This is a genomic window from Mesorhizobium sp. WSM4836, from assembly GCF_055811815.1.
Map to the genome: position 1 here is coordinate 272,849 of NZ_JBVVQF010000005.1, position 10,277 is coordinate 283,125.

The window sequence follows — 10,277 nt, forward strand, 5'->3', positions numbered from 1 at the left end:
TAATGGGGACAGCGCTCCTAGACGATTTCGAGCACCTCGAAGAGGCGGCGAGAATGCGTTCGCATCGCTTCTTCCGCCGCAAACGCGTCGGCCTGCTCGAGCTGTGCCGCGACCTCGTCCAGCTGATCGGCCGCCCGGTCGAACAGGATCAGGTCGACGCCTTGCTCGGCCAACCTTGCGGCGACGGCACGGCCGATGCCAATCGCGGCGCCTGTAACCAGCGCGCGTTTTCTGAATTCAGCCATTTATCGCCCGCGAATGCTCGTAGAGCGCACTTCTTCCATAAAGGCCAGGGTTTCCGCGCGCGTCGGTGCACCAAGACGTCCGCCAAAGCGCAGGCATTTCAGGGCGGCGGCGGCGCTGGCCACTGCTATCGCCCGTTCTTCGTCCCAACCTTCGGCCAGGCCGAGCGCAAAGGTGCCGTGAAACACGTCGCCCGCCGCCAAGGTGTCGACGGCTTCGACCCGCGGCGACGGCAGATGACGGACATCATTGCTGCCCGCGTGCTGGAACGAGGTGCCGTTCGCCCCATCGGTGACGGCCACGAAGGCGCCGGTCCGTTCGCCGAGAATGGCGACGGCAGAACCGGCCGATATCTCGGGACCGCAAAGGATGCGTGCCGCCGACAGGGAAGCAACGACATGCGAGGCGAGCGGCAGCAGCCGGTCGAGCACCGGTCGCGACGCGACATCGGCGTCAAGGACCGCCGGAATGCCGCATTCTCGAGCTCTCGCAAGCGCCAGGGCGGCGGCTCCGGGCCAGCGGACATCAACCAGCACGGCGTCGAAGCGGGTAAAATCCGCAGCCGGAAGGCGGTCTGGATCGGCTTGCGTGACGGCATCGTAGAATGGCACGATCATACGCTCGCCGGCGGCATCGACCAGGATCGTGGCAATGGCCGAGCGGCCGCCCTCAACCCTGCGCACCAGCGAACAGTCGACCCGCTCCGCCTTCATCTGGCCGATGACGTCGCGGCCGACCGCATCGTCGCCGACGCTTGCCCATAGCCAGACATGCCCGCCCTGGCGGCTGGCAGACGCGGCGGCACTTGCCGCCATGCCGGCCGCGATCTGCACGGCCTCGCTTGGCAGGAACTTGCCGGCGCCGGAGGGCAGGACATTGAGGCGCAAGATCGTGTCGTGGGTGAGCGCACCAACGCAAAGCAGGCGGGGCACCGTCATTGCAGCCAGTAGCCACGCTGATGGGCAATCGCCGTCATCACGCCTCTCAATTCGGCAAGGCCGCGAAGACGGCCGATCACCGAGTCGGGATGCCTATACCGCCGCTCGGCCCAAACCATCGCCACGTCCGCTCCATTCGACCTCAACAGCGGAATTCCCCAATCACGGCGGTCTTGTTCCAGGCTATAATAGTAGTCGATCGACGCAGCTGGAAAAGGTGTGAGCGCCCTGCAGCTTTGCTCTGCCACAACGATACGCAGCGTTCGGATGAAGGGCTACGCAAGGTCCCGGTTTCGGCTGGCCCACACCGCGCCGCGTTCGAACATGGTGCGCATTTGCGGCACGGCGAACTCGTCGGCGGTGTGGCCGAGCGCGCTGTAGAAGACGCGGCCCTTGCCGTAGCGGCGCTTCCAGACAACCGGCATGACGACGCCGGCGATGAAATCGAGATGCTCGCCGGTGAAAGTAGTCGTCGCCAGCACCTCGTTGGTCGGATCGACATGCATGTAATACTGCTCTGAATGGTAGGCGAAGCCGTCGATGCCCTGCATGACCGGATCGTCTGGCCTGGTGATGTCGACGTGATAGTCGATGATATTGCCGGGATGGGCGACCCACTGGCCGCCGGTCATGAACTGATATTCCGGTTCGTTGCGGAAGCTGTCGCACAGGGTGCCGTGAAAGCCCGCAAGGCCGGTGCCGGCCCTGACGGCGCTGGTCAGGTTCTGCAGCTCCGGTTTTTCGATCGTCGACATGGTGATCACCGGGACAACGAGATCGAGCTTGCCCAGCTGCGGATCGGCAAGCGCCGAAGTCCCCTGCTCCAGCTGCACATCAAAGCCGTTGCCGGCCAGCATCTCCTTGACGATCTCGGCGCTTCGGGCCGGGGTATGACCTTCCCAGCCGCCCCAGAAAATCAATGCCGTCTTGCTCATCGCATTATTCCCTATTCCAGAATTCCGAAAGGCAGGTCGGCGCGCATCGGCGCCGGCCGGGCGCAGCCATATCTGAGGTCGATACGCTGTCCTATCTCTGCCGAAGAGATGATCGATTCCATGATTTCCAGGACATGGAGGGAAAGATCGAGACTGGCACGGTGTTGCCTGCCCGAGACGATCGCCTGCGCCATGTCGGCGAGGCCGAGACCCCGGTAATTGCCGTCGCCATAGGAATGGATCTGATCGGCCACGGTCCAGTCGCCCTTGCGCTGGCTGGTCCTGATGTCGCCCTGGAACTGATTGGGATCGGAGACGATCATCGAGCCGGTGGTTCCGTAAAGTTCGATGTGATTGTGTTCATGCTTCCAAACGTCGAAGCTGGTGGTGATCGACACCGCGGCGCCATTCTCGAATGCGAGCAGGCCGGGAAATATGGGTCGGCACCTCGACCCGGATGGTTTCGCGCTGGCGCGGTCCAGAACCGATGGTGCGGGTGGGATAGGATGACTTTGCCTGCCCGATCAATGATTTTACCCGACCCAGGAGATTAACCAGGCAGGTCAGATAGTACGGTCCCATGTCGAGCATTGGCCCACCGCCGGGCTGATAGTAGAAATCCGGATTGGGATGCCAGAGTTCGTGGCCGGGCACTTGCATGAAGGCAGAGCCGGCGACAATGGTCCCAACCGTGTCCTCATCGACCAGCCGCCGCGCCGTCTGGTGTGAGCCGCCAAGGAAGGTGTCGGGTGCGCAGCCGACACCCACGCCCTTTTCGCGCGCGGCCGCGACCAGCCGCTCGGCGTCGCTGAGCGTCGTTGCCAGCGGCTTCTCGGAGTAGACGTGCTTGCCTTGCCCGACAGCCTGCAAGCCGACCGGCGCGTGATGCTCCGGCGTCGTCAGGTTGAGCACGATCTCGAGGCGGGGGTCGGCCAACAGCGCGTCGACCGGCATGGCAGCCAGGCCGTAGGCCGCTGCCTTGGCCTCGGCTGCCGTCCGGTTGATGTCGGCAACGCCGACAATGTCGAGCACCGGAAATTGTGGCGATGCCTTCAGGTAGGCATCCGAAATGTTGCCGCAGCCAATGATGCCGACACCGATCCTCCGCATGGGCTTCTCCTCAAAAAGGCGGCATTGATGAAACAGCAGAACTCGTTTGTCACCCCCTTTCGGCCAGACGATGCTGTCCCGTGACAAGGATATTACTTCGAGAGCCTCAGAACCGCCGCCCGATCGCAATCGCGCGCCGATGCGCTAGCCGCTTGCTTTCGAGGCCGAACGGCCGGTACTCAGCAACACTGCTTCATGTTTCGGCATTCTTGATGCCGGTTGAGCACTGCACAGACTTTTTGCCGTAGAAGGATGCACATGATCCGCCCGCAAGGAACCATCGCACCGATCCTGACACCGTTCGAAAACGACGGCCGCATTGCTCACGACCTCTGGATATCGCACGCCAAGTGGGTGCTGGATCAGGGAGCGCATTTTCTGTCGCCGTTCGGCACCACGGGCGAGGCGTTATCCGTCTCGCTGCGCGAGCGCATGCAAGCGCTGGAGTGGCTGGTCGAGGCCGGAATTTCGCCAAGCCGTCTGATGCCCGGCACCGGCGTCACAGCACTTGCCGAAACCGTCGAACTGACCGCGCATGCGGTCGGTCTCGGCTGTGCCGGGGTGATGGTTCTGCCGTCGTTCTTCTATACGGCCGCCGGCGACAACGGCCAGGCCCGCTACTACAGCGAGCTGATCGAACGGGTGGCGAACCCGGCGATGAGGATGATCCTCTACCATATCCCGCAGAATTCCGGCGTACCGGTGAGCCCGGCGCTGACCGCCCGGTTGAGCGAAGCGTTTCCCGATGTCGTGGTGGCTTACAAGGACAGTGCCGGCGATTGGAACAACACCGCGGCGGTCATCGCGGCGGCGCCACGCGTCGCGGTCTTCCCGAGCTCGGAAGCACAGCTGACGAAAGGCCTCGCCAACGGTGCTGCGGGGTGCATCTCGGCGACGGTCAATCTGAATGCCGCGGCGATCCGAGCCCTCTACGATGCAGCGCTGGCGGGAGAGGACACCACTGACGCGGATGCCGCCATCAAAGCGTTCCGCAAAATCATCCAGGACGCCGGCCTCATCGCTGCGATGAAGGCAGTGCTGGCGGTACGGTCCGGCGACAGGCGCTGGCTGAACCTGCGCGCGCCGCATGAGAACGCGACGCAAGCCACCGGCGAAGCTTTGCTCGCAGCTCTCGGCCCGCTAGCCGACCATATCGGCCGGAGCTGACTATCGGGCCGTGTTCAGGGCGGCAGCAGCGCGTATCAGCGCCTTGAACGCATTCTCATCTATCTCCTCGCCCTCACGGATATCGATGGCGCGCCTGGTGTTGCCTTCGAGGCTGGAGTTGAACAGGCCTGAAGGGTCCGGCAAGGAGGCGCCCTTTGCGAAGGTCACTTTCACGACGTTCTTATAGGTCTCGCCGGTGCAGATTATTCCAGCATGCGACCACACCGGAACGCCTCGCCACTTCCACTCCTCGACCACTCCAGCGTCAGCCTGCTTGACGAGAGCGCGGACATGCGAAAGCGTCTTGCCTCGCCAATCGCCCAGCTCGCTGATCCTTGCGTCGATCAGCTGAGAGGGAGAGTTGCTGGTATTTCCTTCCATCGAGCCACTCTTCATCATCATTGTCGCTTTCCCTAGGGTTGTTGCCGCTTGCCGTCAGATGAATACCGCTAGTCGGCACCGGTTTGCGGGAATGACCGGCATTCCACTCACATTCGCTCGCCAGGTAATTGGCTTGCTTGCTTTACCCAGTCGGTGAGTTGAGCTTCGTCGAGCTGGTCGTCCTCGTGGATGTCGAGGTAGCGCACGTCCTTGTGCTTGGACTCACCGGGTGGGACGGGACGCAGCGACGCGCCGCGGAAGAAAGCCAGCTTGATGTATTTTGTGAAGCAATGGAAGTTGAGGAACCAGCCTTGACCCTCTGCGCCATAGAAGGGCGAGTTCCATTTGACGGCCTTGCGCAGGTTGGGCACGTTGCGCTCGATGAGCGCGTCGAGGCGGCGGCCGACGTCGCGTTGCCAGCCCGGCATGGCCGCGATGTAGGCCTGCACAGGAGCGTCACCATCACCCTTCGGGATCTGAGGGTTGCCGCCTGCGAGGAGGACCGGCTTGGCGGCTGCAGGCTTGGCGGCGGACTTCTTCACGACCGCCGACGACTTGATGGGCGTCTTGTTGGCCATGCATTCACTCTAATGCGCCGGTGCCCTCCGCGCTCCGCCACTTGGGCGCGTAAGGCAGCACAAACATGTACAGCCCGGTAAGCAGGAGCAAGCCGAGCGGAAACAGCGGCAAGAGGTATACCCAGTAGGCGGGTTCCTTGCCTACTCCCAGGCTGATGAAGATGGCGGTGACGACCGCCGCAAAGATAATCGACAGCCAGCGGTGGATCTGCCGAACCCATTTGTTCCAATCCATTGAGACCTCCTCTGAAGACGAGCCGAAGCGGATCGGGCGGGCCGTTTGGCGGCTTTCGTCGGGCAGCCACGCCACTGAACGCGTGCCTTTACCAGCGCGCCAGTTGGGTGATTTGAACGAGATTGCCGCAGTTGTCGTTCAGCTGGGCGATAGTCGAGCCGGTTACTTCGGTCGGCGGCATCGTGAACTCGGCGCCGCGCGCTTTGATGCGCTCGTAGTCGCCCTTGATGCCGTCGCTGAAGAACATGACCGCGGGCTGGCCCTGCTGGAAAATGGCTTGCTGGTAGGCCTTTGCAGCGGGGTTCTCATTGAGCGCGAGTTGCAGCTCGGTCCCATCCGGCTCGTCGGGTGATGCGACAGCCAGCCAGCGAAACGGCCCATTGCTGAAATCGGCCTTCTTCGTAAAGCCGAGCGTTTCGGTGTAGAAACCCAGAGCCTTTTCCTGGTCATCCACATATACTTTGGTCAACTTGATCTTCATTGGCTTGCCTCCATTATCGCCCCGACATGGGGGCTCTGCAGTAACAGAGCCCTTGCTTGAGTAGCGCTGGCGGATCTCAGTCCGTTCGCGCCAGCACCTGCTCCAAACTGTCAAAGAACCTCGGCCAGCCGACTTTGGCACCCCGGAAGTAAGGCTGCTGATCCGGCCGGAAGCCCGACTGTTCCATCCGCAAGCGGGCTCCCGTGCTCGTGGGGGTGAGGGTCCAGGAGACGACACTCTTGAGATCCTTGGTATCCCACGTGTAAGTCAGCATTCTGTTCGGCTCGACCGTCCGCACCTGACATTCGACGGAGCCCCAGTCTGCGTGAAGATTGAAGCGGTGGTTCGCGACAGGTTTGAAGTCATTTTTCATGAGCCACTCCGCGATCAGGTGTGGTTGCGTGAGCGCGCGCCAGATCTTCTCGGGCGGATGAGCGATTTCCCGTTCAACAATGACGGCGAGTGTTTCGGTCGACGTTCGGTTCACTGGTCCATCCTTTTGAGCAGGTCTTCGAGGTCGTCGAACCGGCTCTGCCAGAACCCGGTCATCTGGCTTGTCCAGTCGATCAGGGGGGCAAGCGCGGCAAGCTGCGCGCTATAATGGGTCTGCCGTCCCGTATGGCGGTCGCGCACGAGCCCGGCCTGCCTCAAGACGCCGAGATGTTTCGACACGGCGGGCTGCGAAATTCCGGCCTGAGCCGTCAGAGCCCCGACCGTCTGCTCTCCCTCGCGACACAGCCGCTCAAAAATAGCGCGCCGAGTCGGATCGGCAAGCGTTCTGAAGAGCACATCATGAGCGTTCGGCATTGGAATCGATAACCCTTCGGCTATTGATCTATGTATAACCACCGGGATATGTATGAGTCAAGCGGGAAGCGGCATAATTCTCGTTGCAGGAGCGGTCACCTGCTTCGCTCACGCGGCCAGTTGCTTATTCGCCCGTGTTCTGCACTGGAATTGTCGCGCGTTATGCGCTACATGACCATCTACATGGTCAGGAGCGTGACATGAACGCAGTCAATCTGGCGGACGCCAAGGCACATCTGAGTGAGCTCGTCGACCGGGTCGAGGCTGGAGACTCGATCGACATAACCCGGCGTGGCAAGCGGGTCGCCAGGCTCACGGCCGTGGCCCGCCCTCGCAAACGGATCGACGCCGTCCTGCTCCAATCCCTGACGGCAACCATGCCTCTGCAGGCCCAGGCTGCCGCCGATCTGGTGCGATCGATGCGAGATGGCGATCGCTATTGATGTTCTATCTCGATACTTCGCTGATCGTCGCGGCGCTATCCAACGAAGCCATGACCGCGCGCGTTCAGGGCTGGCTGGCGGAGCAGGACCCAGCGCAACTTGTGATCAGCGATTGGACCATCACCGAGATGTCCTCCGCCATGGCGCTCAAGCTTCGGACCGGACAGATCGACCTGGAGCGGCGCGCAGCAGCGCTCGCGATGTTCAATAAGCTGGTCACTGAGAGCTTCACCGTGCTGCCGGTGACGGGTGGACATTTTCGGGTCGCCGCGATATTCGCCGATCAGCATATGCTCGGGCTTCGTGCTGGCGACGCCCTGCACCTCGCGGCGGCATGCGAGCATGGCGCCACGATGCGAACCGTCGACCAGCGGCTCGCCGAGGCAGGACCGATACTCGGTGTGCCGACGCAGTTGCTGGCATGATCGAGGGCCTCCCTCCTGCAAAAATGAATATTCCCAAGCTGCGGAAACCGATTGGTTGCCATCCTTGACCTTGACCCCTTCTGGATATACATTTTTTCCATCGTATATCTAGCAAAGGCAGTGACATGCAAGTCGCCAAATGGGGAAATAGCCTTGCGGTCCGCCTTCCCGCCGCTGTGGTCGAAGCGCTTGAACTCAGGGAAGGCGATGAGATCGAAATTCATGTCGCTGACGCCCGCCAGCTTGGCGTCGCGCGGAAGCCCGGGCGCGAGGAGTTGCTGAAGCGTCTCCGCGCCTTCCGCGGTCGGCTTCCCGCTGACTTCAAATTCGATCGAGACGAGGCAAATGCCCGTTAGTTTTTTCGACACCAATGTGCTTCTTTATATCGCGTCAGGCGATACGGCGAAGGCGGATCGGGCCGAGGCGGTCATCGCTGCCGGCGGGGCGATCAGCGTGCAGGTTCTCAACGAACTCACCAATGTCGCGCGTCGGACGATGCAAATGTCATGGGACGACACGCATGCGCTGCTGACCATGCTGCGCGGCCTGTTGACGGTTCATCCGGTCACGCTCGAGACCCACGAGACAGGATTGAGGCTCGCCGAGCGGTACGGCCTTTCCACCTATGACGCGATGATCGCCTCCGCGGCGGTTCACGCTGGCTGCGATACACTTTGGTCAGAGGACATGCAACACGCAATGGCGCTCGACGAAGGCTTGCGCATCATTAATCCCTTTCGCGTTGCGAGCTGATCACGCGTTATTGAGTTGGCCGGGAGCGAACTGGCGGCTTTCCATGTTGCCGAGCGGCGCTTCACGCCAGGGTCCTCCCGCGTCCAGCCGCATAACCGACACGCATGAGTGGCCCGCCTAAACCATTTCGGGACGTTTTGAAGCCTCTCGGATCGCTTTGTGTACGCTGCGCTGCAAATCCATGAAGGCCGAGGTTTCCATGACCTCTTCCAAGCGCGGGCGCTCGATGTCGACATTGAAGGTCTGCATGATGCGTCCCGGGCCGATCCCCATCACGATGATGCGGTCCGACAGGTAAACCGCCTCTTCCACATCATGGGTGACGAAGAGCACGGTGAGCCTGTGCTCCTCCCATATTTGCGTCAGGAGTTCCTGCATCTGATGCCTGGTCAAGGCATCGAGCGCGCCAAAGGGCTCGTCCATCAGAAGCATTTTGGGTCGATAGGAAAGAGCCCGCGCTATGGCCACCCGTTGCTTCATGCCGCCCGAAAGCTCCGACGGATAACGATTGGCGCTGTGCGGGAGCTTGACCAGATCGAGATGCTCGCGCGCTATCCTGCGGCAGGTCCCGCGATCATGACCCGCCGCCTTGAGCGCGAACTCGATGTTCTGCTGCGCCGTCAGCCAGGGAAGCAGAGTGTAGGACTGGAAGACGACGCCACGGTCGAGGCCCGGCTGCAGGATGGGCGCGCCATCGATGGCAAGATCTCCCGCGTTGAACTCCTGCAGTCCGGCAACGATCGACAGCAGCGTGCTCTTGCCGCAGCCCGACGTGCCCACCAGCGAGACGAACTCATTGTCGGCGAGATCGAGATTGATATCGCGCAGCACTTCCGTGCGCCGAGCGCCCGTGCCGAAGCTCTTGTGGAGACCTTTGATCCTTAATTTGGGCAAACTCATCGGCCCGGCCTCATTGTACGTGGCCTTCCTGCCGGAACAGCGCTTTTCCCAGTGCCTTCATGACCTGGTCAGTGATGAGCCCAAGCACGCCCAGCAGCAGGATGTAGCCGATGATGGTGTTTGTCTGGAAATAACGCTGGGACACGGTGATGCGGTAGCCGAGGCCTGATGTCGCAGCGACAAGTTCCGCCAACACCAGCCAGGTCCATGCCCAGCCGAGACTGATGCGTAACGTATCCCAGATGCCTGGCAAGGCGCTGGGAACCACGATGCGCGTCAGGATCTTGCGATCCGGCAGACCGAGCGTCCTGCCAAGGCCAATGAAATCAGCGGGAACCCGCTTCACATTGTCCATGATCATCAGCACCTGCTGGAAAAAGGTGCCGATGAAGATGATCAGGAACTTCTGGGCATCGCCCGTCCCCGACCACAGGATGGAGAGGGGCACGAACGCGACCACCGGCATGTAACGGATGAAATCCACAAGCGGCTCGATTGCCGCTTCCCAGGTCCGGAAGCTGCCGATCAGCACGCCAATCGGAATCGCCAATGCCGAGGCAATGAGGAAGCCAATGGAAATACGGTATATCGAGGTCCTGAGATCCAGCCACAGCGTACCGTCACCCGAGAGCTTGCCGAGTTGCGTCACCACGCTTCCCGGCGAGGGCAGGAAAATTGGCTTTACCAGTCCCAGGCCCGTTGCCGCCCACCAGGCGAGGCCGAGGCCGGCAAAGACGGCGACTGCTATCATCAGGAAGCGCGAGCGTGCGATGGGCGCGGCGGGGCCCGGGGGGAGGCGGCGGCGTGTGGGGGGGTTTTTAACCCGCCCCCGCGCGGGGGGGGGCCGGGGTGGGGTGGTGGCCCGCGGGGGCGGCAATTTG

Annotated in this window: 17 protein-coding genes and 1 pseudogene; 5 read left to right on the top strand and 13 right to left on the bottom strand. The window is 62.0% G+C overall.

Annotated elements, in window-relative coordinates:
• Nucleotides 1–17 precede the first annotated feature (17 nt).
• From AC0L2P_RS09160 to AC0L2P_RS09180, 5 genes and pseudogenes are all read right to left on the bottom strand, one after another.
• Complete coding sequence (locus tag AC0L2P_RS09160) at nt 18–245, bottom strand: SDR family NAD(P)-dependent oxidoreductase (protein WP_473500903.1); 228 nt, start codon at nt 243–245, stop codon at nt 18–20.
• Nucleotides 246–1,181, bottom strand: a complete 936-nt coding sequence (locus AC0L2P_RS09165; protein ID WP_473500904.1) for a PfkB family carbohydrate kinase — start codon at nt 1,179–1,181, stop codon at nt 246–248.
• Nucleotides 1,178–1,306 (bottom strand): hypothetical protein, encoded by a 129-nt coding sequence (locus AC0L2P_RS09170; RefSeq protein ID WP_473500905.1) that lies wholly within the window; start codon nt 1,304–1,306, stop codon nt 1,178–1,180. Before AC0L2P_RS09170 ends, AC0L2P_RS09165 begins: the two co-directional genes overlap by 4 nt.
• A gap of 150 nt (nt 1,307–1,456) precedes the next feature.
• A complete protein-coding gene (locus tag AC0L2P_RS09175) occupies nt 1,457–2,116 on the bottom strand; it encodes a ThuA domain-containing protein (protein WP_473500906.1) in 660 nt (219 codons plus the stop codon).
• Nucleotides 2,117–2,127: 11 nt separating this feature from the next.
• Nucleotides 2,128–3,226, bottom strand: a pseudogene (locus AC0L2P_RS09180) (Gfo/Idh/MocA family protein).
• 258 nt (nt 3,227–3,484) lie between these two features.
• On the opposite strand from AC0L2P_RS09180, the gene AC0L2P_RS09185 reads away from it, so the two are divergent.
• Entirely contained in the window at nt 3,485–4,393 is a 909-nt protein-coding gene (locus tag AC0L2P_RS09185) for a dihydrodipicolinate synthase family protein (RefSeq protein WP_473500907.1), read from the top strand.
• Here AC0L2P_RS09185 and AC0L2P_RS09190 read toward each other — a convergent pair whose 3' ends face one another.
• From AC0L2P_RS09190 to AC0L2P_RS09215, 6 genes are all read right to left on the bottom strand, one after another.
• The gene (locus tag AC0L2P_RS09190; protein ID WP_473500979.1) at nt 4,394–4,792 is read right to left on the bottom strand and encodes a DUF1801 domain-containing protein; all 399 of its coding nucleotides are present in this window, start codon (nt 4,790–4,792) and stop codon (nt 4,394–4,396) included. It abuts the gene before it with no gap.
• A gap of 89 nt (nt 4,793–4,881) precedes the next feature.
• On the bottom strand, nt 4,882–5,352 hold the full coding sequence (locus AC0L2P_RS09195) for a DUF1801 domain-containing protein (protein WP_473500909.1): 471 nt from the start codon (nt 5,350–5,352) through the stop codon (nt 4,882–4,884).
• Nucleotides 5,353–5,356: 4 nt separating this feature from the next.
• Nucleotides 5,357–5,587 carry a hypothetical protein gene (locus AC0L2P_RS09200; RefSeq protein ID WP_473500910.1) on the bottom strand — a complete coding sequence of 77 codons (231 nt, stop codon included), beginning with the start codon at nt 5,585–5,587 and terminating at the stop codon, nt 5,357–5,359.
• 88 nt (nt 5,588–5,675) lie between these two features.
• On the bottom strand, nt 5,676–6,068 hold the full coding sequence (locus AC0L2P_RS09205) for a VOC family protein (RefSeq protein ID WP_473500912.1): 393 nt from the start codon (nt 6,066–6,068) through the stop codon (nt 5,676–5,678).
• A 76-nt stretch (nt 6,069–6,144) separates the two neighbouring features.
• Complete coding sequence (locus tag AC0L2P_RS09210; protein ID WP_473500913.1) at nt 6,145–6,555, bottom strand: SRPBCC family protein; 411 nt, start codon at nt 6,553–6,555, stop codon at nt 6,145–6,147.
• On the bottom strand, nt 6,552–6,875 hold the full coding sequence (locus tag AC0L2P_RS09215; protein WP_473500914.1) for an ArsR/SmtB family transcription factor: 324 nt from the start codon (nt 6,873–6,875) through the stop codon (nt 6,552–6,554). The genes AC0L2P_RS09210 and AC0L2P_RS09215 overlap by 4 nt, the downstream gene beginning before the upstream one ends.
• Before the next feature lie 200 nt (nt 6,876–7,075).
• Here AC0L2P_RS09215 and AC0L2P_RS09220 point away from each other — a divergent pair, with 200 nt between their 5' ends.
• From AC0L2P_RS09220 to AC0L2P_RS09235, 4 genes are all read left to right on the top strand, one after another.
• The gene (locus AC0L2P_RS09220) at nt 7,076–7,318 is read left to right on the top strand and encodes a type II toxin-antitoxin system Phd/YefM family antitoxin (RefSeq protein ID WP_473500915.1); all 243 of its coding nucleotides are present in this window, start codon (nt 7,076–7,078) and stop codon (nt 7,316–7,318) included.
• On the top strand, nt 7,318–7,743 hold the full coding sequence (locus AC0L2P_RS09225; RefSeq protein WP_473500916.1) for a type II toxin-antitoxin system VapC family toxin: 426 nt from the start codon (nt 7,318–7,320) through the stop codon (nt 7,741–7,743). Before AC0L2P_RS09220 ends, AC0L2P_RS09225 begins: the two co-directional genes overlap by 1 nt.
• Nucleotides 7,744–7,868: 125 nt before the next feature.
• Nucleotides 7,869–8,099 carry an AbrB/MazE/SpoVT family DNA-binding domain-containing protein gene (locus AC0L2P_RS09230; RefSeq protein ID WP_023676182.1) on the top strand — a complete coding sequence of 77 codons (231 nt, stop codon included), beginning with the start codon at nt 7,869–7,871 and terminating at the stop codon, nt 8,097–8,099.
• Nucleotides 8,089–8,496, top strand: coding sequence for a PIN domain-containing protein (locus tag AC0L2P_RS09235; protein ID WP_473500917.1), 408 nt, complete (start codon nt 8,089–8,091; stop codon nt 8,494–8,496). The genes AC0L2P_RS09230 and AC0L2P_RS09235 overlap by 11 nt, the downstream gene beginning before the upstream one ends.
• Before the next feature lie 117 nt (nt 8,497–8,613).
• On the opposite strand, the gene AC0L2P_RS09240 is transcribed toward AC0L2P_RS09235, so the two are convergent.
• Nucleotides 8,614–9,396 carry an ABC transporter ATP-binding protein gene (locus AC0L2P_RS09240; RefSeq protein WP_473500918.1) on the bottom strand — a complete coding sequence of 261 codons (783 nt, stop codon included), beginning with the start codon at nt 9,394–9,396 and terminating at the stop codon, nt 8,614–8,616.
• A gap of 10 nt (nt 9,397–9,406) precedes the next feature.
• The gene (locus tag AC0L2P_RS09245; protein ID WP_473500980.1) at nt 9,407–10,273 is read right to left on the bottom strand and encodes an ABC transporter permease; all 867 of its coding nucleotides are present in this window, start codon (nt 10,271–10,273) and stop codon (nt 9,407–9,409) included.
• Nucleotides 10,274–10,277: the final 4 nt, after the last annotated feature.